Source organism: Nocardia pseudovaccinii (assembly GCF_050942345.1).
Classification (GTDB): domain Bacteria; phylum Actinomycetota; class Actinomycetes; order Mycobacteriales; family Mycobacteriaceae; genus Nocardia; species Nocardia pseudovaccinii.
In genome coordinates this window covers 5,322,567-5,346,579 of the sequence record NZ_CP192074.1, presented here as the reverse complement: position 1 = coordinate 5,346,579, position 24,013 = coordinate 5,322,567, and the positions used below count along the sequence as shown (strand labels likewise).

The following is a 24,013-nucleotide window of genomic DNA, read 5'->3' as shown; positions in this document are numbered from 1 at the left end:
TGTCCGCAACGACAACCTCGGGTGATCGGTATTCATATTCGGGTTGATGTCGGGGGCGGGTAACGTCGCACGGTATGAGCTCGCACACGGAGTCCCGATTCGCGGCGGATGTCTACGGTGATCGACTCGAGCGGGCGGTGCAGTTGATGCGCGCCGCTCATCTGGACGCGCTATTGATCACGCCGGGGCCGGATCTGCGCTATCTCATCGGCTCGGCGGCGGAGTCCTTCGAGCGACTGACTTGTCTGGTGATCACGGCCGACGGCGCCACCCCCTCGGTGGTGATTCCGAAGCTCGAACTGGCTTCGCTGGAGGGTTCGGCTGCGGGTGAACTCGGTTTGCAGGTGCTGGATTGGGTCGACGGCGTCGATCCGTATCAGCTCGTGAAGTCGTCGCTGCACGTCGGCTCCCGGGTCGCGGTCACCGATGTCATGCCCGCACTGCATCTACTGCCGCTGGCCGAATCCGTCAGTGGACTGCCCACTTCGGCCACGCCGGTGCTGCGGGAACTGCGAATGATCAAGGACCAGGCCGAAATCGAGGCTCTGCGGCGTGCCGGTGCGGCCATCGACCGGGTGCATGCGCGGATGGGTGAATTCCTGCGCGTCGGGCGCACCGAGGCCGAGGTCGGCGCTGACATCACGGCGGCGATCGTCGAGGAGGGGCACACCGAGGCGGCGTTCGTCATCGTCGGCAGCGGCCCGCATGGCGCCGACCCGCACCACGGCGTCTCCGATCGTCGCATCGAAGCCGGAGATGTGGTGGTGATCGATATCGGCGGCCCGGTCGACCCCGGCTACTACTCGGACTCGACTCGCACCTACGTCCTCGGTGCGCCCGAGTCCACTGTGGCCACACAATTCGAGGAACTGGAGCGCGCCCAAGCTGCCGCGGTCGCCGCTGTCCGCCCCGGCGTCACCGCCGAATCCGTCGACGCCGCGGCCCGAAACCTGTTGACCGAAGCCGGTTTCGGCCCCGCCTTCGTCCACCGCACCGGCCACGGCATCGGCCTGTCGGTCCATGAGGAGCCCTACATCGTCGAAGGCAACAGCCTGGTCCTGGAACCCGGCATGGCCTTCAGCATCGAACCCGGGATCTACTTCCGCGGCGATTGGGGCGCACGCATCGAGGACATCGTCGTGGTCACCGAAGACGGCTGCGAGTCGATGAACCAGCGGCCGCATGGGTTGACCGTGCTCTGAGCCGGGCTGTGTCTCCGTGACTGCTGGGTGCGCCATTGCTACCGGCGGTGAATTCGACTGTGCTGTGAGCGGCATGGCGAACGCGCAAGTACAGTGATGGCGTCCCCGGCTCGATGATTCTGCGCACGCTGAGAGGCGGCGCGGGAAGCCGCGGCGCGGCGAAATGCCCTGGGATGCAATGACTTCGGGTTCGAGGTCAGGTCGGCGGTGGTTCAGGCCGGTGCGGGGGCGAGGGTGCTGCTGGAGAGTACGCGCTGGACTTGGATGGCGATGACCACGCGGGTCGGGTTCTCGCGGGGGACTCGGTAGCGGCCCGCGTATCGGTCGACAGCTTCGGCGACGTTGTCCGGATCGTCGAGCACCGTGGCCGGGCCTTCCAGGGTGATCCAGCGGATTCCGTCCACCTGGCTCACTGCCGCGTAGCCGGAGCGCCGGACATTGCGCACCTTCACCGAGCCGTCGTTGGTGATCACTCGCGCGATCCCGGCTTCCGGATCCCAGGTGAAACCCACCGCGACCACGTGCGGCGTACCGTCAGCGCGCAGGGTGGTCAGGGTCGCGAGGTGTCGCTCGGCGACGAATTCGAGTGCGGCAGTGGACAGCTGTGCGGTGCTGGTCGGCATCCCCTGACCGTAGCGGTATGCGGGCCGCTCGGCACCGGCACATACCGAGTACGCACTTCCGGTACGGACTGGTCAGTTCGGTGTTTCGTGCGTGCTCGGATATTCTGAGCGCCGAGATCGACAATCGAGGGGTTCAGGGATGCGGAGCACGGATGTCCAGTTGGCCGCTCGATGGTGGCAGTGGGCCATGTCGATTCCGATCGCCAAGAATCCGGTCTGCGACGAGACCGGAGCCTGCGCGGCCGAAGCTCAGCCCGACGATGTCTGGTTCCTCGCCGGAACGTTCGGTGGCAAGGTCAGCCGAAGCTGCACCGTGCCCTACGGTCGCCCGATCTTCTTTCCCGCCTTCAATATCTTCCAGAAGGTCGAAAGGTCGTTTTTCCAATTCGGTAGTAGGCCGCCGGTGGTACCGACGGCGAGCGGCCACGCCGAGCTGAACGGCGTCGCATTACCGCTGCTGGAAGTGACCAACCGCAGGGCATTCCCCATCAACCCGGCAGCGGGCGGCCCGTTCCAGGTGACCGGCCGTTTCAAGGCGACGGCATGGGGGCTCTGGTGCAGGCTGGACGACCTGGTCCGCGGCGACTACATCCTCACCTTCGGCGGTGAATACGAGCCGGGCGGCTTCTGGGTCGAGGCCTCCTATCAGCTCGAGATCGTCTGACCTGGCGGATCGGCACAGCGGGGTGGGGTGAAAGACTGGCGGCATGGGATCGCGTGGAATTGCCGAGGGGCCGGTGCTGGTACTCGGGGGTCGCAGTGAGATCGGGCTCGAGGTGGCGCGACGGCTGGCGCCGGGGCGTGTGGTGATACTCGCGGCGCGACGCAGCGCGGAGTTGCCCCAGGAGAGTGCGGCTATTGCGGCAGCCGGGGCGACGGCAGTGCATACCGTCGAATTCGATGCGGACGATACGGCGAGTCATCCCGCGCTGCTGGAGAAGATCGCGGCCGAGCACGGGGGGATCGGGGTCGCGGTGGTCGCATTCGGAGTGCTCGGGGATCAGGCGCGGGCCGAACGGGATCCGGCACATGCGATCGCGGTCGTGCACACCGATTACGTCGCGCAGATCAGCGTGCTCACCATCCTCGCGAATCTGCTTCGGGCGCAGGGCAGCGGACATCTCGTCGTCTTCAGCTCGTTCGCGGGGGCGCGGGTGCGGCGAGCCAATTACGTCTACGGTTCGGCGAAGGCGGGTCTCGACGGATTCGCCAGCGGGCTCGCGGATGCGTTGCACGGCAGCGGTGTTCACCTGCTGCTGCTGCGTTGCGGGTTCGTCATCGGCCGGATGACCGAGGGCATGGACCCGGCACCGATGTCCAGCACTTCCGACCAGGTGGCGGATGCGGTCGCGCGCGGCCTGCGTCGTCGTGCCGGTCGGGTGTGGGTCCCCGGCATTCTGCGTCCGGTCATCTTCGCGATCCGTCTGCTGCCCCAACCCATCTGGCGCCGGATGCCGCGGTGAACGGCGGTGCGCACTGGAGTGGGCCGCCGATCGCTGTGGTCGGTATCGGCGCCGACGGGTGGAGCGGACTCGGCGAGGCCGCGCGCGAAGCGGTCTCGGCCGCCGAAGTGGTCTTCGGATCGGCGCGGCAACTCGAGCTGATTCCGCGGGACGTCGCGGTGGCGCGGCGGGAGTGGCCTTCGCCGTTGGTCCCGGCACTGCCCGGTTTGTTCGCCGACCACACCGGTCGGCAGATATGTGTGCTGGCCAGTGGGGATCCGATGTTCTACGGCATCGGGGTGACGTTGGCACGGCTGTTCGGCGCGGATCACCTGCGGGTATTTCCGCAGGCATCATCGGCATCGCTGGCGTGTGCACGGCTGGGGTGGGCGTTGGCGGAAACTCCGGTGGTCAGCGCGGTGGGGCGGCCGGTCGAGACGGTGTTGCCCGAGTTGGCGGACGGGCGGCGGGTGCTGGTGCTGAGCGCGGACGCGCACACATCGGAACAACTCGCAGGATTATTGCGGGACAACGGTTTCGGGGAGTCGATGTTGACCGTCCTCGAGCAGTTGGGCGGCCCGCGCGAACGAGTCGTGCGCGATCGCGCGGTGGGGTGGGAGTTCGCGGCGGGCGACCCGCTCAATATCGTCGCGATCGACTGCGCCGCCGACCCGAAGCACCTGCGGGCGACGCGTGTGCCCGGACTGCCGGATGAGCTCTTCGGCGGTGACGGTCAGCTCACCAAATCCGAGGTCAGGGCGCTGACACTGGCCGCGCTTGCACCCGCGCCCGGGGAGTTGCTGTGGGATGTCGGCGGGGGTTCGGGCAGTATCGCGATCGAATGGTGCCGCACGCATCCGAGCTGTCGGGCGGTCAGCTTCGAGCGAGTCGAACACCGGCGGCGGCAGATCGCCGACAACGCCGCCGCCCTTGGTGTTCCATACATCGGTGTTTTTGGAGAGATACGCACCGATGTCGGAAAATCTACCGAATCATCACCTCCGGACGCAATATTTATCGGTGGCGGGCTCACTCAAGATGGCGTCCTCGAGACATGCTGGTCGCATCTGCGCCAGGGTGGCCGCTTGGTCGCGAATGCGGTGACGGCGGAATCCGAAGCACTGCTACTGAATTGGGCCGCCGCGCACGGCGGTGAACTGCGGAAGTTTCAGATTTACCGGGCCGAAGCCCTCGGCAAGTTCACGACCTGGCGGCCGCAATTGCCGGTGGCGCAGTGGGCAGTTGTGAAAGACGGCTAGGTCTGAAACCTCGCTTCACCGGTGAAACGGACTGTAGGGTCGGTGCCCGAGATCTGGACGTTATCGCCGGATCCGCGTCCTATTGGGGAGATTTATGAAGTACAAGAAGTTTGCCGCCACCGCGATTATGGCCGTCGCCGCCACCGGTATCGCGGCGGGTACGTCCGGCGCCGCTCCGGCGGCACCCGCGCCTGCCGTGCAGAACCAGGCCGTGCCCGCCGCGCAAGGCGAGGACCACGGTGTGAACTACGCGGTGCAACTCGTCGACAAGTCGATCGTCGCGGCGGTCACCGGCGGCGCGTTCAGTCTGGACGCCGATCAGAAGTACGTCACGGTGAAGAACGCCGAGGGTGCGGTCGTCACCTCGATTCCGCTGCAGGCCCAGGTCCGGGACCAGCTGATCCCGATCGCGGCCACCATCGACCCGGCGGGCCAGAAGCTGACGCTCACCCCGGATGTCACGCCGACCGCCGCGATCAGCGCCGAGGCCATCTCCTCGCAGGAGTGGTTCTTCAGCGAACTGCAGCGCGCCTCGCTCGGTGCCGTGATCGGCGGCATCATCGGATTCTTCTTCTTCGGCATCGGTCTGCCGGTGGGTGCGTTGATCGGTCTGCTCATCGCGGGTGGTCCGAACCTGATCAATGCTGGCATTGCCTACTTCAGCGGGCAGCCCTGAAAACTCTGATTCTGGGCGGCACCCGGGAAGCCAGGGAAATCGCCCACATCGCTTCCGGCGAGCGAGGATTCGATATCGTCTCCTCGCTCGCCGGTCGTGTTCGCGACCCGCTGCTGCCGGAGGGGGCGGTGCGGATCGGCGGCTTCGGCGGTGTCGAAGGTCTACGGAAGTGGTTGACGGACAACGAAATCGCTGCGGTCGTCGATGCCACACATCCGTTCGCGGGCACGATCAGTGCGAATGCGGCCGGTGCCGCAACGGATCTCGGTTTGCCGCTACTGCATGTGCGGCGGCCGGGATGGTCCGAACAGCCCGGTGATCGGTGGATCCGGGTGCCGGATCTCGACGCGGCCGCGCAGGCGATTTCGGAGCTGGGGGAGCGCATCTTCCTGACCATCGGTCGCCAAGGTGTCGCCGCCTTCGCGGGCATGGCGGAGCAGTGGTTCTTGATTCGTGCTATCGATCCGCCCACCGGCGCGCTGCCGCCGCATCACGAGCTGCTGCTCGCGCGTGGGCCTTTCTCGCCCGCGGATGAGCGGCGTCTGCTGACGCAACATCGGATCGACGCGCTGGTCACCAAGGACAGTGGCGGCGATCAGACCGCCGCCAAACTGGATGCCGCTCGCTCGGCGGGCCTTCCCGTGGTCGTCGTAGACCGCCCGGAACTGCCGCCCGGCGCGGTGGTCGTGGAATCCGTCGACGCGGCGTGGAAGTGGTTGCGGGAGATAGCATCCCGCTGATTCAGCGGCCGAGCAGTTCTGGTAGGCGGTCGAACCAGGCGAGTACGGTGCGCTCGTAGCCGATGCCGAATTCGAGGGTGGCGCGTTGATACGCGGACAGATCGGTGTGGTCGTCGGTGAGGTACCGGTCGAGGCGCTGCCGGTGAATTTCCTTGTTGGCGGCGATGATTCGATCGAGATGATCGGGATCGACGTGCTTGCCGAAGGACAGGGTCAGCAGCAGCGGCACCCGAATGGTCTCCGCGCCGGGGTCGCGAGCGATCCATTCGAGGAATGCTTCGCGACCGGCGCCGGTGATCTGATACGGCGTGCGTTCGCGCGCCCCGATCTCACCCTTTTCCACGAGTCCGGCCGCGTCCATGGCGGCCAGTTCGCGGTAGACCTGGCTTTGGGTAATTGTCCAGAAATCGCCGATCCGGTCCTGGGCCTCGGTGACCAGATCCCAGCCCGACATCGGACCGTCGTGCAGAAATCCGAGCAGCGAGGCCGCCGTGGAATTCAGTGATTTGCGTTGTGTCGAGGTGTTCGCCAATGTACTGCTCCTCTCACTCTCAACGTTCCATAGTGGAATGTTATACGACTCTCGTCCACGGCCACTGTCGGGCTACTGAGGCGTGTCGCTAAGATTCAACTTGTGTCTAAGACGTATTCATCTGCCGAACTCGCCTATCGCGAGGTCAAGGAACGCATCCTGACCGGCGTGTTACCGGGTGGTGAGCTGATCAGCGAGGGCGAGATCGCCACCGACCTCGGCATGTCGAGGACCCCGGTGCGGGAGGCATTCCTGCGACTCGAGGTGGAGGGGTGGATGCGGCTGTACCCCAAGCGTGGCGCGCTGGTGGTGCCGATCCCGCCCGCCGAAGCCGAACACGTCGTACATGCCCGCTATGTCGTGGAGGCCGGAGCGGTGCGCGCGGTGGTCGCGCAGGAGCGGGCCGCGCTGATCGCCGAACTGCATGCCTCGCTGGACCGGCAGCGCGAGTTGGCCGCTGCCGCGGACTTCGAGCGATTCGCGGTGGCGGACACCGACTTTCACCGTACCTATGTGGTCGCTGCGGGCAATCCGCTGCTCACCGGGTTCTACGACTCGCTGCGGGAGCGGCAGCGTCGCATGAACAGCGCTGCCCTGCACCGGGGTTCGACCGATACGGCCCGCATCATCGAGCAGCACACCTGTCTGGCCCATCTGATCGAAGTCGGCGACGCGGCAGGATTCGCCACCGCGCTCGTGGACCATATGTCCGGCGTGCATCAGCTGGAAATGAGAGGCCTGTAATGGCAACGCTGCTCGCCATCGACATCGGGTCGGCAAGACCACGGCAGGGTATGCGGAATTGGTGGGGTGTCGCGGCCGCGATGTTCGCGATCGCCTGGGGCGGAAACGAATTCACGCCGCTTTTGGTGATGTACAAGGGCAACGGACTGCCGGTCACCACGGTGGACCTGCTGCTGTTCGACTATGTGCTCGGCATCGTGCCCGCCTTGCTGATCGGCGGACCGCTCTCGGACCGTTACGGCCGTCGCGCGCTGCTGCGACCGGCGCCGTTGATCGGTGCGGCCGGTTCACTGCTGCTGGCCTTCGGGTCGGCATCGGTGCCGCTGTTGTCGGCCGGACGGGTGTTGTGCGGGGTGGCGCTCGGGCTGGCCATGGCGGTGGGAAGCAGTTGGCTCGGTGAACTTTCGCAGCCGCCGTTCGGACCGGAGTTGCCCGCGGGGACCGGGGCGCGACGCTCGGCGATGAGCCTGACCGGTGGGTTCGCCGTCGGTGCCGGTGTGGCGGGTGTGCTCGCGCAGTGGGCTCCACTGCCGAATACGTTGGCGTATCTGATCAATGTGATGCTGTGCCTGATCGCGGCGGTGTGGGTGGCACGGGCGCCGGAAACGCTCTCGTCGCAGCGGAATTCGGGTCGGCTGATCGATGGTCCGAAGGTTCCGGCCGCGGCGCATCGCAGGTTCCGGTGCGTTGCGCTGCCGGTCGCGCTGTGGTTGTTCACCTCTGCCGCAACGGCTTATGCGGTGCTGCCCACTCTGCTGGCGCCGAAGGTGCACGGTGCACCGATCGCGTTCTCGGCATTGATCACGGTGATCACGCTGGGCTGTGGTTTCGCGATCCAACCGCTGGCGCGAAGGATCGATCGACCGGGGACGGCCCGTGCCGCAGTTGTCGCGCTGGCGTTGGTCGTGTGTGGAATGACCTCGGCCGCATGGGCTTCCAGCGCATTGGCCGTGGGACTCACAGTCGTCACCGCTGCTGTGCTCGGTGCCGGATATGGGATCGGGCTGGTCGCCGGACTGCAGGAGATCGAGCGGATTGCTCGTCCCGACGACCTCGCTGGACTGACCGCGGTGTTCTACTCCGTCAGCTACCTCGGCTTCGGTATCCCCGCGCTGCTGGCATTCCTGCATCAATCTTTCGGCCTCGGATACCCGACAATGTTCGCGGCCGCCGCAGTGGGGGCGGCCGGATGCTTGGCGCTCATCGTTGTGAATTACCGCGCCTGAAAGCCGTCGGGGATGCCGATCGGCATCCCCCACGAGGCTGCGGTCAGGCGCTCTTCGGCCGGTAGTGCAGCTCGGTCACCCCGCACTCGAATCCGGTTGCGGCGACGAGGTCGAGCCGGGTAGTGCCACGGAAGACCGGCAAGCCCGCGCCGATCGCGGTCGGGTTGACGAACAGGTGCAGGTCGTCGATGAGGTCCTCGGCGATCAGATTCGCGACGAGGGTGCCGCCGCCGTAGACGATGATGTCGTCCCCAGGCTGGGCCTTGAGGTTGTTGATGGTCTCGGCGAGGTCGCCGCCCGATACGACGGTGTTCTCCCAGGGCGATTCGGTGAGGCTGTTGGAGATCACGACCTTGGGGGTGTTGTTCATCTTGTCGATGGCCACCTGGGGCTCGTGTTCCGGCTTGGCGGCCCAGTGCGGAATGAAGCCTTCGGCGAGTTTGCGGCCGAGCACGATGGTGTCGAATTCGGCGGTAATGGCGGTGACGCGGGCGGCGAGGTCATCGGACCACTGGAATGTCATCCAGTCCATCTCACCGTTCGGGCCGGACATGTAGCCGTCGATGGTGGTCTGCACCTGGAGTTTGAGCTTGCGCATCGGGTTGCCTTTCCAAAATCAACTCTGGTAGCGGCGCGAAGTGTAAACCTTGGTGCCCTGTTCGGACTCGATTACGGCGGTGGTGGAGGCACCGATGATCAGCAGCGTGCGCATATCGACCTCGGCCGGCTCGAGCTCGGCGAGGGTGACCACACGGACGGATTCGGTGGGTCCGCCGACATCGCGACCGAGCACCACCGGGGTATCGGGCTTGCGATGCTCGAGCAGTACGTCACGCATCGCCGCGACCTGCCAGGTGCGCCGGCTGGAGGCGGGATTGTAGATCGCGATCGCCATATCGGCCGCCGCGACCGCCGAAAGTCGTTGCGTGACAATCTCCCACGGCTTCAGCCGGTCCGAGAGCGAAATCATCGCGTAGTCGTGGCCGAGCGGCGCGCCGACCCGGCTGGCGACCGCATTGGCCGCGGTGAGCCCGGGCAGCACCCGCACCGGCACCCCTTGCCACTGCGGATCGGCGGACTCCTCCAGTACCGCAGCCGCCATCGCGAAGACCCCGGGATCGCCCGAGGACACGACAACCACCTTCGCCCCCTGTTTCGCGAGATCCAATGCCATGGCGGCACGTTCGGATTCCACCCGGTTATCGCTGGCATGCCTGCGCTGCCCGGGACGCGACGGCACCCGATTGATGTAGGTCGTGTAGCCGATCAGATCAGTGGCCTCGGCGAGTGCGCGTTCGACTTCGGGTGTGGTCCAGTCGGGTGAGCCCGGGCCGAGCCCGACCACCACGACTTCACCGAAATTGCTCGAGGTTTCCTCGACTCGCGAGCTGTCGAAAGGAACTGTCTGCGCAGTGCGGGATTCGCTGCCCGCAGCCTCGGGCGCTGACCTGGAGGGCTCGGTAGCACCCTGCGCGCCGATCGTCTGCGACCGCCCCTGCTCCGAATTCGTCAGTGGCAGTGGGGTTGTCGGCTGCGGGCCCGGAACGAGGGTGATGGCGAAGTACGGTACATCCGCATCGTCGACGTCGTCGGCGGCGAGTACGCGCTGGCGGGTGCTGCTCGCGCGTTCGATGTAGTAGGCGTCGGCGAGGCGGCCGGAGTCCGAGAGGGCTTGGCGCACACCGGGATAGGTGCGGCCGAGCTTCATGATGGCGGCGGCGTCGGTATCGCGGAGGCGGCGGGTGAGTTCGTCGGTGGGCATGGTGCCGGGCAGGACGGTCAGTACCTGCTCACCCTCGACGAGCGGGGTGCCGAGGGCGGCCGAGGCCGCGCTCACGGAGGTGATGCCGGGGATGATCTCGGCCTCGAACCGGTCGGCCAACCGGCGGTGCATATGCATGTACGAGCTGTAGAAGAGCGGATCGCCCGCGGCGAGCAGTGCGACGGACCGGCCCGCCGCCAGATGAATTGCCAGGCGTTCGGCGGCCTGTTCGTAGAACTCGTCGATGGCGCCCTGATAGCCGCCGGGGTGGTCGGTCGTCTCGGTGGTCACCGGATAGATCAGGTGTTCCTCGAGTTGGCCCGCGCGCATGTACGGAGCGGCGATGCCACGCGAGATGCTGCGGCCGTGGCGTGCGCTGTGGAAGGCGATGACATCGGCCTCGGCGATCACCCGCGCCGCCTTCACCGTCACCAGCTCCGGATCACCAGGGCCGAGTCCGACACCCCACAACTTGCCGTTGCTCATTCCTGTTCGCTCGCAATCGCATTCAGTGCCGACGCGGTGATGGCGCTGCCACCGCGCCGCCCACGCACCGTCAGATATTCGACCCCGCCGAATTCGATCAGCGCGTCCTTGGATTCGGCAGCGCCCACGAAGCCGACCGGAATGCCCAGAATGGCGGCGGGCCGCGGCGCACCCGCATCGATCATGTCGAGCAGATGGAACAGTGCGGTCGGCGCGTTACCGATGGCGACCACCGCGCCCTCGAGGCGATCGCGCCACAACTCCAGCGCCGCGGCCGACCGTGTATTGCCCATCGCCGCAGCCAGTTCCGGCACCCCTGGATCGGCGAGGGCGCAGATCACGTGATTGTCCGCGGGCAACCGCTTGCGCGTCACGCCGGACGCGACCATCTGCGCATCACAGAGAATAGGAGCCCCCGCCCGCAGCGCGCCCCGCGCCGCCGCCACCACACCGGGCGAAAACGCCACGTCCCCGGCCAGATCCACCTGCCCGCACCCATGGATCATCCGCACCACGACCTGCGCCACATCCTGCGGAAACCCACTCAGATCCGCCTCCGCCCGAATCATCGCGAACGACCGCCGATAAATCTCGGCCCCATCAGTCACATAACCAGCACGAACATCGGACATGCGCACCACCATATGAGCCCCCCTCCCGCACGCCCGCCGCGGGTCGAGAATGCGAGGGTGGCGGCAAACATCGAGAGGGCATCTATCTGAACGCATTCTCAGCGGATCAGGTGCGGGGGCGTTCGAGGATTCGGGACATGACTATGGAGCTGCGGGTGCGGCCTACTCGGGTGTTTTCGCGGATGCGTTCTACGGTGGATTCGATTTCGGCCATGTCTGTTGCCATGACGTGGACCAGGGCGTCGGCTTCGCCTGCGATGGTCCAGACGCCGACTACCTGGGGGATCGGTTCGAGGCTGCGGCGCAGTTCGGCGGGGGTGATGTTGTCGCGGTAGTAGACCTCGACGTAGGCCTCGGTGGTCCAGCCGAGTGCGGCGGGATTGACCAGTGCGGTGAAGCCGGTGATCTGGCGGCTGGCGACCATCTTGTCGACGCGGCGCTTGACCGCGGGTGCGGACAATCCGACCCGCGCGCCGATTTCCTGGAACGAGGCGCGCGCCGATTTCAGCAAATGCGCCAGAATCTGCCGGTCGATGTCGTCCACGCCACACCTACTCTCGATCAGCGCAATGATTCGCTGAATTCAGTCGATCACACGCAATGAATCGTTGTTTCTGGCGCAATACTAGGCGAATTACCTTCGTGTCAGTGGAATGATCCGCGCCTACCTCCGGGAGACACGTTGACCTCTGTAGCCACCCTCCGTATCGAGCCCGCGCGGCAGTCGTCCGCTAGCGACTGCTCGCAGGTCGCTCGAAAGGGCCTGCCACGTCAGTTCGTGATGTGCTGTCCAGATCACTTCGACGTCTGCTACTCGATCAATCCGTGGATGGATCCACAGGAACCCGTCGATCGGGCGCTCGCGCTATCGCAGTGGGAGACGCTGCGCGCGACGTTCGAGCACTACGGCCATCGCATCGACGTGGTGCCGGGGGAGCCGGGTCTGCCCGATATGGTTTTCGCCGCGAACAGTGGCCTGATCGTGGGTGATCGCGCGATGTCGGCGCGGTTCACCCATGCCGAGCGGGCCGCGGAAGGCCCGGCGTATCACCGCTGGTTCGCGCAGTTGGGGCTGGTGGAGTTGGTCGGGGCGCAGGAAACCAATGAGGGCGAAGGCGATTTCCTGCTCGTCGGGGAGCGCATGCTGGCCGCGACCGGATTCCGGAGTTCGATTGCCGCGCACCGTGAGGTCGAGCGGTACTTCGATCTGCCGGTGGTCTCGCTCGAACTGGTCGATCCACGTTTCTATCACCTGGATACGGCGCTGATGGCCCTCGATGACTCGAACGTCGCGTATTTCGCCCCCGCCTTCAGCGCCGCGAGTCAGGCGATACTGGCTGAGCTCTATCCGGACGCGATCCTCGCCACCGATGCCGATGCGGTGGTTCTGGGGCTGAACGGTGTCTCCGACGGGCTGAATGTCTTCATCAGCAGTCGCGCCGACAACCTGGCTTCGGAGTTGCGTGCGCAAGGGTACAACCCGGTGGGCATCGATCTGTCGGAGTTGTTGAAGGCCGGTGGTGGCGTGAAGTGCTGCACCTTGGAGATTCACGAGGATCCGCGGAGTGCGCCGACCGCGGTTGCTTCGTAAGGCCCGGGCACCGCTGTCAGAACGGGAGTTCGGTGCGCAAACCGCTGACGCCCGGTTCGGCCAACGGATGGACTTCGGCAACGAACTTGAACAGCAGGAGTGCGCCGCTGATCTGTAGTAGGGCGAGAGGGATTTCGGCGACGCAGGCGACGGCGATGGAGACCCAGACGTCGCGAGAGTTGGCGGTCGTGATGTCGAACCAGGCGTCCACGAGCAGCAGCAGGCCGGTGCCGAATGCGGGCAACATGAGCAGTTGCTTGCGCTGCCAGCCCAGATAGGCGGTCGTCGCCATCATGATGACCAGCAGTATGTCGAATCCGACCCAGGTCAGCGTCCAATTACGGGCTTGATAATCGGGCGGCAGCGACACCGCGAGATACACGATCCACGGAATCAGCGCGATCGACCCGCCCACCATCAGCGTCAACCGCACCCGCCGATGAATCCGCACCACCTCCGGGCGCGGCAGCACCCGCTCCGGCGGCAACTGCAACCGCCGGATCAACTCCAGCCGCTCCTGCGCCGACATCGCGTCGATCTCGGCATCACCGATCCGCCCGACCGTCATAGGAATACTCCTCCCACGAGTCAACCGCTGACCTCACCGTGCCACGCGCCGTGCTCGAGAACCAGATCAACTGGGCCATGTGCGACGCACATGCCACAGTCATTTCCCGTCGCATTCGGCAGATAGCAAACCACCGCGGCACCGGATCGTCGGTCTGCGGACGGCGGCGCGGTTATGGTGCGTCGGGATTCCCTGCGATGGCTCGCTGGGCAGATGTCAGCCGATGCGGTAACCGTTTTCGGTGGCGACGATGTCGGTGACCTGGCCGCGGGGGCGGCCGCAGCGGCGTTCGCAGCCGGACCAGTGTTGGCGGTCGGCGACCGCGACTTCGTCGGCTGTGCGGAGTTCGATGGTCGGGCCGGGTCCTGTTGCGCGGCCGCTGGTGTTGCTCTCTGCGGCGGGCTGGTCGGTGGGGGGCAGTACGCGACCGGATTCGACGGCGGCTGCGGCGTCTGCGCGGACGTCGGTGAGCGCCTTCGCGCAGCCGGGTCGGCCCGCGCAGGCGCTGACCTGGAGCCAAGGAGAGTTGGCGTCGAAGATCAGGCCCATGGGGGCTAATACACGGACGACCTGTTCGGCGGGCCATTCCTCTAGATCGGTTATTACCAGGCTGCGCCAGGGGGTGATGAAGATGGGGCGTTCGATCGCGGCGATGAATTCGGCGATGCGGGCGGGCATGGAGCCGAGGCGAACGGCCGCGCCGAGGCTGACCAGGCCATTGTCCTGCTCGAGCCAGCCGATCGGAATGTCATGGGCGGCACCGAATTCCAGGCGTTCGGGGCCGGGTGACAGGCCGAGGACATCGATGACTCGCGGCACACCGTCATCGACTTCGCGCAGCCGCCACTGACCCGAGCCGAGATCGAGGAAGGCGTGCGCGGCGGCCAGCATCACCTGGACCGCGTCGGCCGCGGATACTCGGATGCCGGAGTCGCCACCGGCCAGCACGAGCGCGAATTCCGCTGCGCCCGTCGCGTGTACGCCGATATCGCCACCGAGGCCGCTGATATCGCCGCGACCGTCGTCGAGGGTGAACAGCACGCGGCCGGGCAGCTCGGCCAACCGCGGAGCGGTGCGCAAACCTGTGTCGAGGGGCGGAACGAGCGCATGGACATCCGCCCAGCCACCGATCCGACCCGACAGCGGTGACGCGACAATATTGCGCACCCGCTCGTGCGTATCGCTCGGCAACAGCCCGGCACCCGCCAGCCGCTCACTCAGCGCGGCCGCATCAGGCACCTGCCGCAACTGCACATTGCCCCGCGAGGTCAGCTCGATATTCCCATCGCCGAGTTCGGCGGCGGCCTCGGCCAAAACCTGCAACTGCCCCGGCTCCAGCCGCCCACCGGGCAGCCGGATCCGAGCCAACGGGCCATCGGCCGCCTGATGCAGCCGCAGCACGCCGGGGCAGGAATCGGGATTCGTACGCGTCATGACCCGTCCAGCCTACGACCCCGCCGCCGCGCAATAAGCGACGGCTGCAACGCGTGACCGCCGACAGGACCAGTCGCGAAATCCGGCGACGACAGTGACGCTTCACTGCGCGAGCGCCTCGTCGCCAATCCCGCGCAATCGGCGCTACGCCCGCTCGGTCGTGACCGTCGCACTTGGGAGCTGTGTCCAGCGCTGGATCGCGGCTTGATCATGTGAGCGGGCAAATGGCCATGCACTGTCAGACTTCCGAGCCTGGCAACGCACAGCCAAGACGGCGCCGATCTCCGGTACTTCGCACTAACGCTCGGGCGCAGCCGGACAATAGCGACCGACCAGTCGGCGTAGATCCCGGCCCGCCACTAAGGTTGGCGGAATGAGCGAAATCTCCACTGTTGCCGATCGACTCGCGATCATCGATGTTGTCACCAGGATGTTCGTCTACACCGATCAGAAGCGCTGGGATGACCTTCTCGCGGAGGTGTTCACACCGAAGGTCGACTTCGACGGTGGCTTCGGTGGCGAGGTGGCGGTGCGGCCCGCGGCCGATATCGTCGGTGATTGGCGCACGGGCCTCGAAGCCCTCGACGGCGTCCACCACCAGGCGGGCAACTTCCTGGTCGACCTGCAGGGCGACCACGCCGAAATGCACGCCGACGCCATCGCGGTGCACGTGAAGAACGATGCGTCCCACGGCAAGACGCGCACCTTCGTCGGCAGCTACAGCATCGGCGCCGAACGCACCGCCGCGGGCTGGCGCGTCGACAAATTCCACTACCACCTGAAGGTGATCGACGGAAACGCCGACCTGACCTGAGCGCCGGGCACTCACCTGTCGGCAAGCGGTGCAAGGCGGCGGGCTAGCATCTGGTTGCTCGGCGGGCGATGAGGAAACCGGTGGAACTCCGGTGCGGTCGCGCCACTGTCGAAAGCCAGACCCTCTCCGGCGAGCACCGTAACCGATGGGCGCGTCACCCGAGGAAGGCTGCCACCTGTGATTTTGCTGCTGTCGACATCCGACACCGATCTGTTGAGCGCGCGTGCGAGCGGTGCGGAATATCGGTGGGGGAATCCGGCTCGGTTGTTGGTCGACGACCTCCCCGCGCTGCTCGACGGCGTGGATCTGGTGATCGTGCGGATCCTCGGGGGCAAGCGCGCCTGGGAGGACGGGCTCGCGGCCGTGCGCGCGAGCGGGGTGCCGATGGTGGCGCTCGGCGGTGAGATCGCACCCGATGCCGAGCTGATGGAATGCTCGACGGTGCCGGGTGGTGTGGCCGCCGACGCGCACAACTACCTCGCCGCCGGCGGTGCGGAAAATCTCCGTCAGCTGCACAACTTCCTCTCGGATACGGTGCTGCTCACCGGCCACGGCTTCGAGCCACCGGTGCAACTGCCGAGTTGGGGCGAGTTGGAGCGCACGCCGGGCACTGATCCGGGCGCAACTGCCGAGCACCCGCCGACTGTGGCCGTAATCTATTACCGCGCACAGCATCTCGCCGGAAACACCGCCTACATCGATGCTCTCTGCACGGCAATCGAAAACGCGGGCGCGAAGGCCCTGCCGCTGTACTGCGCGTCCCTGCGCACCGCCGAGCCGGAACTCCTCGACACCTTGCGCATCGCGGACGCACTGGTGGTAACCGTGCTCGCGGCGGGCGGCACCAAGCCAGCGAACGCATCGGCCGGTGGCGACGACGAGGCATGGGATGTCGCCGCCCTCGCCGAACTCGATGTGCCCATCCTGCAGGGCCTGTGCCTCACCAGCGGCCGCGCCCAATGGGAGGCCAACGACGACGGACTCTCTCCGCTGGATGTCGCCACCCAGGTGGCCGTCCCGGAATTCGACGGCCGCATCATCACGGTTCCGTTCTCCTTCAAGGAATTCGACGCCGACGGACTGTCCACCTATGTGCCGGATCCCGAGCGTGCGGCCCGGGTCGCCGGTATCGCGGTCCGGCACGCACGGTTGCGCCACATCCCGGCCGAACGGCGACGCATCGCCATCATGATGTCGGCCTACCCGACCAAGCATGCGCGCATCGGCAATGCCGTCGGCCTGGACACCCCCGCCAGCGCGATCCGGCTGCTCACCGAGATGCGCACTGCCGGTTACGATCTCGGCGACGAGAGCGAGGTGCCGGGACTCACCGAACGCGACGGAGACGCGCTGATCCACGCACTGATCGCCGCGGGCGGTCAGGACCCGGACTGGCTCACCGCCGAACAGCTCGAAGGCAACCCGATCCGCATCAGCGCCGACCAGTACACCAGTTGGTTCGACACCCTGCCCGATGACCTGCGCGAGGCCGTGGTCGAGGCGTGGGGACCGCCGCCCGGCGAACTCTACGTCGACCGCTCCGCCGATCCCAAGGGCGAAATCGTCATCGCCGCATTGCGTTTCGGCAATATCGTGTTGATGGTCCAGCCGCCGCGCGGGTTCGGCGAGAACCCGGTCGCCATCTACCACGACCCGGACCTGCCGCCCAGCCACCATTATCTCGCCGCGTATCGATGGATCGCCGCGCCGGACGGTTTCGCCGCCGACGCCATGGTGCACCTCGGCAAGCACGGCAATCTGGAATGGCTGCCCGGCAAGACCCTCGGCATGTCCGCCTCCTGCGGCACCGACGCCGCGCTCGGTGAGCTGCCGCTGATCTATCCGTTCCTGGTCAACGACCCGGGCGAGGGGACCCAGGCCAAGCGCCGCGCCCACGCGACCCTCGTCGACCACCTCATTCCGCCCATGGCCCGCGCCGAAAGCTATGGCGATATCTCGCGTTTGGAACAGCTGCTCGACGAACACGCCAATATCTCCACCCTCGATCCGGCCAAACTGCCCGCGATCCGTCAGCAGATCTGGACGCTCATGCGCGCGGCCGAAATGGACCACGACCTGGGCCTCGCCGAGCGTCCTGAAGAGGATGTCTTCGACGATATGCTGCTGCACGTCGACGGCTGGCTGTGCGAGATCAAAGATGTGCAGATCCGCGACGGTCTGCATGTCCTCGGGCAGGCGCCGACGGGGGAGACCGAACTCGATCTGGTCCTGGCCATGCTGCGCGCGCGCCAGCTGTGGGGCGGCGAGCGGAATGTGCCGGGTCTGCGGGAAGCCTTGGGGCTGAACGAATCCGGTAGCGAGGTGCGCGAACGAGTCGACGCGGTGGAGACCCGAGCCCGTGGGCTGCTCGCCGCACTGCAAGCTGCCGAGTGGTCCGTAGACGCCGTCGACGGAATTGTCGACTCACTGGACGGACCCGCCCCGGCATTTGCCGCGGTGCGAACCGTGCTGCGCTTCGCCGCGACCGAGGTCGTTCCTCGCCTGCGCCAGACCGGCATCGAAATCGACCGAATCCTGCACGCGCTCAACGGCGGTTTCATCCCTGCGGGGCCCAGCGGATCCCCATTGCGCGGCCTGATCAATGTCCTGCCGACCGGTCGAAACTTCTACTCGGTCGACCCGAAGGCGGTTCCGTCCCGACTGGCCTGGGAGACCGGGCAGGCCATGGCGGATTCGCTGCTCGATCGGTACAAGGCCGATCACGGTGAGTATCCGCGCTCGGTCGGGCTGTCGGTGTGGGGCACCTCCGCCATGCGCACCTCCGGCGACGACATCGCGGAAGTCCTTGCGCTGCTGGGCGTCCGCCCGGTCTGGGACGAGGCGAGCCGCCGCGTCACCACCTTGGAGGTGATACCGCTCGCGGAACTGGGACGCCCACGCATCGACGTCACGGTCCGTATCAGCGGCTTCTTCCGCGACGCTTTCCCGCACGTACTCGCGCTGCTCGATGACGCGGTCCGCCTCGTCGTAGACCTCGACGAACCCGCCGAGTCGAATTACGTTCGCGCCCACGCCCAGAACGACCTCGCCGAACACGGCGACAAGCGCCGCGCCACCACCCGCATCTTCGGCTCCAAACCCGGCACCTACGGCGCAGGCCTGCTCCAATTGATCGACTCCAAGAGTTGGCGCACCGACGACGACCTCGCGCAGGTGTACACCGCATGGGGCGGCTTCGCCTACGGTCGCGACCTCGACGGCGCACCCGCCGCCGACGATATGCGCACCGCGTACCGCCGGATCACGGTGGCCGCCAAGAACACCGACACCCGCGAACACGATATCGCCGACTCCGACGACTACTTCCAGTACCACGGCGGCATGGTCGCCACCGTGCGTGCGCTGACCGGCAAGAATCCCGAGGCCTACATCGGCGACAGCACCCGCCCCGACGCCGTGCGCACCCGCACGCTCTCGGAGGAGACCTCACGCGTCTTCCGAGCCCGAGTGGTGAACCCGCGCTGGCTCGAAGCGATGCGCCGCCACGGCTATAAGGGTGCATTCGAAATGGCGGCCACCGTCGACTACCTCTTCGGCTACGACGCCACCACCAATGTCGTGGCCGACTGGATGTACGAAAAGCTCGCGGAGAGTTATGTTTTCGATGACGTGAACCGCAAGTTCATGGAACAGTCCAACCCGTGGGCGCTGCACGGCATTGCCGAGCGGCTGCTGGAGGCGGCGCAACGGGAGTTGTGGGAGCATCCGGAGCAGGCAACACTGGACCGGTTGCGCCAGATCTACCTGGAGACCGAGGGCGAACTGGAATAGCCGGAAAAGCAATACCCCAGTTCCTTGGGTATTTCCAATTATTTGATCTTGCAGCGTAATTCGATTTCCTGATTCCCGCGACGCCGAGTGTGTCGAGGGCGCATGATGATTGATGTCCGATGTCCGTTTCTCGGGAACATCGATCGAATCGGCTGGATGATTGGAAATCATAATGAAGATCAAAAAGTTGGTAGCGACAACGGTTTTGACCATTGCCGCGACAGGCATCACCGCGGCCACTGCCTACGGCTCGCCCGAAGTATCGTCGGAAACCGTTCTCAACGGCGTTGATCACGGTGTCCGATACACCGCTGCGGTGGCAACGGACCGCTCCGATGCCACCATCACGCTGGCTGCGGGCAAGTTCGTCGTTACGCCCGATGCGGGCATCACGGTGCTCGCACCCGACGGCTCCGTGGTTGCCACCGTACCGACCACACTGCAGACGGTGGCGGGCCAGCAGGTGCAGGTCGCGCCCGAAGTCGACGCCACGGCAACGACATTGACGCTGACGCCGGTCAACGCGCCCGCATCGCAATCGGCCCCGTTGCAGTTCATCGGTGATGCGGGCACCACGGTCGCCGGTGTGCTGATCGGATGCGCCGTCGGTGCGCTGATCGGGCTGCTGTTCTTTGTCGTCGGATTCCTGCCCGGATGTGTCATCGGGGGAATCATCGGCGGCATCGCCGGTGCCAATCAGTAATGAGTTGATTCGAGCTGTTCGAATAAGTCTCGAATGGGTAATCCCGGCCGGGTGATCCGTAGAATTCGCCCGACCGGGATTGCCGCTCATCGAAATTCAGGACACATCGCATTTCAATTCTCGCCCGCCGCTTTCCGAAACCGTTCGGCAGTTGCCCGGAGGTGCGCGGCGAGCTCCGGAGCGTCCAGGACTTCGAAATCGACATCGAGCAGTCCGAGATACAGCGTCAACGAATGGGGTGTGTCCGAACCGACCTGGATCACACAGTGGTTCGGGCCATCGGATTCGATAGTCACAGCGGCGGGCAGCCGCGTACGCACAGCGTTAGCCGGAGCCGCGACCCGCACCCTGGCCCGGTAGCGCCACGTTGCCGCACCGACCCCGCGCTGTATCCGTTCGGCCACTTCGGTTTCCGGAACGCTGCGCGGGGTGAAGCGCGCACCGTTCGGTGTCCGCGGCGTCATCCGGTCGACCCGGAACGTGCGCCAGTCCGCGCGCACGACATCCCACGCCACGAGATACCAGCGGCCGTTCCAGTGCGCGAGCCGATGCGGTTCCACCTCACGCCGCAACGGCGATCGTTGCTCGATTGCGTCCGAATGGGTTTCGTAATCGAACCGCAGCCGCTCGCTCGCCCGGATCGCGGCGGCGACGGCGGTCAGCACCCCCGCATCGACATTCGTCCGACCCGGATGCGGCACATGCACGGTGGCGGCGGTCAGCGCACGCACCCGGTGCCGCAGCCGCGATGGCAGCATCTGCTCCAGCTTGGCCAGCGCCCGCACCGAAGTCTCCTCGATCCCGGTCACCGCCCCATTGGCCGCCGTCGCCAACCCCACCGCCACCGCCACGGCCTCCTCGTCATCCAAAAGCAATGGCGGCAGCGAAGATCCGGCCCCCAGCCGATACCCGCCCGCGACCCCCGGCGTCGCATCCACCGGATACCCGAGCCTGCGCAACCGCTCGATATCCGTACGAATAGTCCGCGTCGAAACCCCGAGCCGCTCAGCCAACGCAGGCCCGGTCCAATCCCGATGCATCTGCAGCAACGACAACAACCGCAACAACCGCGCCGACGTCTCCAACATGGGTCGATGATCCCAGCAATCGCGGAACAAAGCCTTCCGCGTTCGTCGAGGTATCGGGTCCGCCGACGGACCCGCATCTCATCGACCCGATTCCAGTGCCCGCCCCAGAACACGCGCCCTCGAACAACGCCAGCCACGTCCCTGCGAGTTTCGGACCCGTGAACTCGGCCGAGACGAGTGTCGACCACGAGGACGACCAATCCGATCGCAACACGGATTGCGGAGACGACGACCATCTCGGATCGGTACCTCCGGTGAGCAGGTCGCCGAGGGCGGCAACGGCGATAGTGCCGGTGTCATTCCATGGCGGGGAGCTGTACTCGGCTTTGTCGTCAGCGAGGCGGATATGAGTAGCGGAGCTGAATTTGCGCAATGTTCGCGTACTCGGCTACTCGTGATTTCGCCGGATCTGCGGTCGACCATGAGATGGGAGCCATCCTGAATCCGGGCGACGGGCCAACGTTCGCGTAATCGACCTGATGCGCCGCATCAGACCACTGGAGATCGAGGCGGTTCGGACCGCATGGCCACCGTTCAGGATGAACTTCGACCCACAATTACAGCTCGGATTGTCAGTGATCCGCTGTTCATTTCGGGCGGCACGGCTTGGTATCGGCGCAAACCGATCAGCAGGCTCAGATGGCTGGCGCCGCTGTTGCCGGGCGGCAGCGCGACCAGCTATTCCGGAAGAATTGGTTCAGACCCCCGAGGTGGCCGATACGTAAACCATGCGAGCAATTCCTTTTCAAGAGGTGTCCGGATGCGGCACAAATTTCTACTCACGGCTCGATGAGCGCTTGTGACCAGCTGTGGAATCAGACAGCGTATGCGAATCCATCAGTGCCTATTGCCCATAACTATCGCCTTAGAGCGTGTCTCACGTCGCTGTTTTCCCGGCTTTCGCGAGTTTCTTGTAGCAGGTCAGTGTGGCGGCGAGGGTGAGGAAGCCGAGGTAGTGGGTGGCCTTGCGGTCGTATCGGATCGAGAGCCGGTGGTAGCCGAACAGCCAGGCGATCGACCGTTCGATGACCCAACGGTGGCGGCCGAGTTTCTTGCTGGATTCGATGCCCTTGCGAGCGATGCGGACGGTAATTCCCCTGTCTCGCACCCATTTTCGTAGTTCGACATGGTCGTATGCCTTGTCGGCGTGCAGTTTGGTGGGTTTGCGTCGCCGCGGTCCGCGTCGGGACTTGATCGCGGGGACGGCTTTGACGAGAGGTTTGAGCGCGTCGGCGTCGTTGGTGTTGGCGGCCGATATCGCCACCGACAGCGGCAGGCCGGCACGGTCGGACATCACGTGGATCTTCGAGCCGGCCTTGCCCCGGTCGACGGGGTTCGGGCCGGTCATGGATCCCCTTTTTTCGCCCTGACCGATGCCCCGTCCAGGACCGCGCGTGACCAGTCGATCAAGCCTTGGCTGCCCAGTTCGTCGAGGACCGCCCGATGCAGGCGCCGCCACAGACCGGCCTCGGTCCACGCCGTGAACCGGCGATGCGCGGTGGGCACCGTGACCCCGAACGACGGTGGCAGATACCGCCAAGCGCATCCGCTGGTCAGCACGAACACTATCGCGGTGAACACCGCCCGATCATCCATCGGCGCGGTACCCCCACCCTGCGGGCGCGCCTCGAACCGCGGAATCAGCGGTTCAGTCAACGCCCACAACTCATCCGGCACCAGGCGCCGCGAAAGTTCGTCCACCACAACATGATCACAGGATCAGACCCAGATCCACGTGAGACACGCTCTTAGCTGCGGCGGACGTCGGTCTCTCTCGTCGGGCCAGGGCCGTTCGTCCTGCGTCGAGCGCTTTCCTGGCCATACTTGACCAGACCCGGCGCGCGAGGCGGAGGCCTGCTGCTGCCCCTGCCACTTTCGCGGCAGGGGCAGCAGTGCCCGTCGCGGTCTGCGCCGGTGCTGTAGCGGAACTACACGACCTTGAAAGTGGTCCGGTACAGGCCACTTGCCCCCTTGAACTCCAGTACGGCCGGTTGTTTCGTCGGCAGTGCCTGCGGGCGGCCGATCTCGTCGTCGTTGCCTTTCGGGAATTCCATGAAGACCTCGTTCAGTCCACGCAGCGAGTCCGAGATCGCCTGGGCGAGAACGGGTCTGCGCTGACTGGCCGATTGCCCGATGGTGCGAGCGAGGGCGGCGGTCCACGCCAGATTCAATCCGGTCCGGTACGCTCCCGTCACATCGCCTGCCACGTCCCGCCCATCGTCCTTTTCGATGAGCTGGACGACATAGAGCGACTCGGGGTCGAAGGTCGCTACCAAAACGTCACGGCTGCGCCGGTCACCGTCGTCCATCACATCCCAGAATCCTCCGGGACCGGTGACCGTGAACTCCGTCGACGACTGCACGGCAGCCCCGGTCGGAATCCGGCCACGGAACAACAGCAGATACACGTCGTCCGAACCCCACTCGTCGATGCCGGAGCCGGTTTCGTCGACACATTTCATCTCGTCCACATATACGTTCGCCATGGGATTGTTTCCTCGAATTCTCCTTCCGGAGCCGCTCCGGAAGTTGCGGTTGATTACAGGAAAACCGTATGTCGCCCGAGTGGTGATGCGCGTCGGTGCGAACACGGGAACTCGGATCCGTGGCTGCACGGAATTTATGCCCGTGGCTGCATCGATTCGAGCTTTCGCGCCGATATCAATAGTGCGGACGTATTCGTTCGTGCTATACCTGCA

23 protein-coding genes are annotated in these 24,013 nt (G+C 65.8%); 12 read left to right on the top strand and 11 right to left on the bottom strand.

Features of this window, described 5'->3' with window-relative positions:
* The first annotated feature begins 74 nt into the window (after nt 1-74).
* On the top strand, nt 75-1,202 hold the full coding sequence (locus ACQPZ2_RS24235) for a M24 family metallopeptidase (protein ID WP_433520549.1): 1,128 nt from the start codon (nt 75-77) through the stop codon (nt 1,200-1,202).
* 212 nt (nt 1,203-1,414) lie between these two features.
* Here ACQPZ2_RS24235 and ACQPZ2_RS24230 read toward each other — a convergent pair whose 3' ends face one another.
* Nucleotides 1,415-1,825 (bottom strand): PPOX class F420-dependent oxidoreductase, encoded by a 411-nt coding sequence (locus ACQPZ2_RS24230; RefSeq protein WP_433520548.1) that lies wholly within the window; start codon nt 1,823-1,825, stop codon nt 1,415-1,417.
* Nucleotides 1,826-1,964: 139 nt separating this feature from the next.
* Between ACQPZ2_RS24230 and ACQPZ2_RS24225 the strand changes: the two genes are divergently transcribed.
* The 5 genes from ACQPZ2_RS24225 (at nt 1,965) to ACQPZ2_RS24205 (ending at nt 5,942) form a co-directional block, all read left to right on the top strand.
* Nucleotides 1,965-2,489, top strand: a complete 525-nt coding sequence (locus ACQPZ2_RS24225) for a hypothetical protein (RefSeq protein ID WP_433520547.1) — start codon at nt 1,965-1,967, stop codon at nt 2,487-2,489.
* Nucleotides 2,490-2,532: 43 nt separating this feature from the next.
* Nucleotides 2,533-3,288, top strand: coding sequence for an SDR family NAD(P)-dependent oxidoreductase (locus ACQPZ2_RS24220; protein WP_433520546.1), 756 nt, complete (start codon nt 2,533-2,535; stop codon nt 3,286-3,288).
* Nucleotides 3,267-4,526, top strand: a complete 1,260-nt coding sequence (cbiE, locus tag ACQPZ2_RS24215; RefSeq protein WP_433527510.1) for a precorrin-6y C5,15-methyltransferase (decarboxylating) subunit CbiE — start codon at nt 3,267-3,269, stop codon at nt 4,524-4,526. The genes ACQPZ2_RS24220 and cbiE overlap by 22 nt, the downstream gene beginning before the upstream one ends.
* A 94-nt stretch (nt 4,527-4,620) precedes the next feature.
* Nucleotides 4,621-5,202, top strand: a complete 582-nt coding sequence (locus ACQPZ2_RS24210; RefSeq protein WP_433520545.1) for a hypothetical protein — start codon at nt 4,621-4,623, stop codon at nt 5,200-5,202.
* The gene (locus tag ACQPZ2_RS24205; RefSeq protein ID WP_433527509.1) at nt 5,199-5,942 is read left to right on the top strand and encodes a cobalt-precorrin-6A reductase; all 744 of its coding nucleotides are present in this window, start codon (nt 5,199-5,201) and stop codon (nt 5,940-5,942) included. The genes ACQPZ2_RS24210 and ACQPZ2_RS24205 overlap by 4 nt, the downstream gene beginning before the upstream one ends.
* A gap of 1 nt (nt 5,943) precedes the next feature.
* Here the strand turns inward: ACQPZ2_RS24205 and ACQPZ2_RS24200 are convergent, their stop codons facing one another.
* Entirely contained in the window at nt 5,944-6,474 is a 531-nt protein-coding gene (locus ACQPZ2_RS24200; RefSeq protein ID WP_433520544.1) for a PadR family transcriptional regulator, read from the bottom strand.
* A 102-nt stretch (nt 6,475-6,576) separates the two neighbouring features.
* Here ACQPZ2_RS24200 and ACQPZ2_RS24195 point away from each other — a divergent pair, with 102 nt between their 5' ends.
* A complete protein-coding gene (locus tag ACQPZ2_RS24195; RefSeq protein WP_433520543.1) occupies nt 6,577-7,218 on the top strand; it encodes a GntR family transcriptional regulator in 642 nt (213 codons plus the stop codon).
* Nucleotides 7,218-8,444, top strand: a complete 1,227-nt coding sequence (locus tag ACQPZ2_RS24190; RefSeq protein WP_433520542.1) for an MFS transporter — start codon at nt 7,218-7,220, stop codon at nt 8,442-8,444. Before ACQPZ2_RS24195 ends, ACQPZ2_RS24190 begins: the two co-directional genes overlap by 1 nt.
* Nucleotides 8,445-8,487: 43 nt before the next feature.
* On the opposite strand, the gene ACQPZ2_RS24185 is transcribed toward ACQPZ2_RS24190, so the two are convergent.
* The 4 genes from ACQPZ2_RS24185 to ACQPZ2_RS24170 form a co-directional block, all read right to left on the bottom strand.
* Nucleotides 8,488-9,042 (bottom strand): dihydrofolate reductase family protein, encoded by a 555-nt coding sequence (locus tag ACQPZ2_RS24185; RefSeq protein WP_433520541.1) that lies wholly within the window; start codon nt 9,040-9,042, stop codon nt 8,488-8,490.
* A gap of 18 nt (nt 9,043-9,060) precedes the next feature.
* Complete coding sequence (cobJ, locus tag ACQPZ2_RS24180) at nt 9,061-10,692, bottom strand: precorrin-3B C(17)-methyltransferase (protein WP_433520540.1); 1,632 nt, start codon at nt 10,690-10,692, stop codon at nt 9,061-9,063.
* Nucleotides 10,689-11,324 (bottom strand): precorrin-8X methylmutase, encoded by a 636-nt coding sequence (locus ACQPZ2_RS24175; RefSeq protein ID WP_433520539.1) that lies wholly within the window; start codon nt 11,322-11,324, stop codon nt 10,689-10,691. Before ACQPZ2_RS24175 ends, cobJ begins: the two co-directional genes overlap by 4 nt.
* A 106-nt stretch (nt 11,325-11,430) precedes the next feature.
* Nucleotides 11,431-11,868 carry an Lrp/AsnC family transcriptional regulator gene (locus ACQPZ2_RS24170; protein WP_433520538.1) on the bottom strand — a complete coding sequence of 146 codons (438 nt, stop codon included), beginning with the start codon at nt 11,866-11,868 and terminating at the stop codon, nt 11,431-11,433.
* 162 nt (nt 11,869-12,030) lie between these two features.
* Between ACQPZ2_RS24170 and ddaH the strand changes: the two genes are divergently transcribed.
* Nucleotides 12,031-12,915, top strand: coding sequence for a dimethylargininase (gene ddaH, locus ACQPZ2_RS24165; RefSeq protein WP_433527508.1), 885 nt, complete (start codon nt 12,031-12,033; stop codon nt 12,913-12,915).
* Nucleotides 12,916-12,931: 16 nt separating this feature from the next.
* Here ddaH and ACQPZ2_RS24160 read toward each other — a convergent pair whose 3' ends face one another.
* Both ACQPZ2_RS24160 and cobG read right to left on the bottom strand, forming a co-directional pair.
* Nucleotides 12,932-13,483, bottom strand: coding sequence for a hypothetical protein (locus tag ACQPZ2_RS24160; RefSeq protein ID WP_433520537.1), 552 nt, complete (start codon nt 13,481-13,483; stop codon nt 12,932-12,934).
* Nucleotides 13,484-13,699: 216 nt separating this feature from the next.
* Entirely contained in the window at nt 13,700-14,917 is a 1,218-nt protein-coding gene (gene cobG / locus ACQPZ2_RS24155) for a precorrin-3B synthase (RefSeq protein WP_433520536.1), read from the bottom strand.
* 373 nt (nt 14,918-15,290) lie between these two features.
* On the opposite strand from cobG, the gene ACQPZ2_RS24150 reads away from it, so the two are divergent.
* The 3 genes from ACQPZ2_RS24150 (at nt 15,291) to ACQPZ2_RS24140 (ending at nt 20,226) form a co-directional block, all read left to right on the top strand.
* Nucleotides 15,291-15,731 (top strand): nuclear transport factor 2 family protein, encoded by a 441-nt coding sequence (locus ACQPZ2_RS24150; protein WP_433520535.1) that lies wholly within the window; start codon nt 15,291-15,293, stop codon nt 15,729-15,731.
* A 177-nt stretch (nt 15,732-15,908) separates the two neighbouring features.
* Entirely contained in the window at nt 15,909-19,523 is a 3,615-nt protein-coding gene (gene cobN / locus ACQPZ2_RS24145; RefSeq protein WP_433520534.1) for a cobaltochelatase subunit CobN, read from the top strand.
* 172 nt (nt 19,524-19,695) lie between these two features.
* Complete coding sequence (locus ACQPZ2_RS24140) at nt 19,696-20,226, top strand: hypothetical protein (RefSeq protein ID WP_433520533.1); 531 nt, start codon at nt 19,696-19,698, stop codon at nt 20,224-20,226.
* A 113-nt stretch (nt 20,227-20,339) separates the two neighbouring features.
* Here ACQPZ2_RS24140 and ACQPZ2_RS24135 read toward each other — a convergent pair whose 3' ends face one another.
* The 3 genes from ACQPZ2_RS24135 to ACQPZ2_RS24125 all read right to left on the bottom strand — a co-directional run bounded on the left by ACQPZ2_RS24135 (nt 20,340) and on the right by ACQPZ2_RS24125 (nt 23,800).
* A complete protein-coding gene (locus ACQPZ2_RS24135; RefSeq protein ID WP_433520532.1) occupies nt 20,340-21,314 on the bottom strand; it encodes a helix-turn-helix transcriptional regulator in 975 nt (324 codons plus the stop codon).
* 877 nt (nt 21,315-22,191) lie between these two features.
* Nucleotides 22,192-23,018 (bottom strand): IS5 family transposase gene (locus tag ACQPZ2_RS24130; protein ID WP_433520531.1). Its coding sequence is split into 2 segments (ribosomal slippage): nt 22,192-22,668 and nt 22,671-23,018, totalling 825 coding nucleotides; the frame shifts between segments, so codons are not numbered across the junction.
* Nucleotides 23,019-23,242: 224 nt separating this feature from the next.
* Nucleotides 23,243-23,800 carry a hypothetical protein gene (locus ACQPZ2_RS24125; protein ID WP_433520530.1) on the bottom strand — a complete coding sequence of 186 codons (558 nt, stop codon included), beginning with the start codon at nt 23,798-23,800 and terminating at the stop codon, nt 23,243-23,245.
* Between the last annotated feature and the right edge of the window lie 213 nt (nt 23,801-24,013).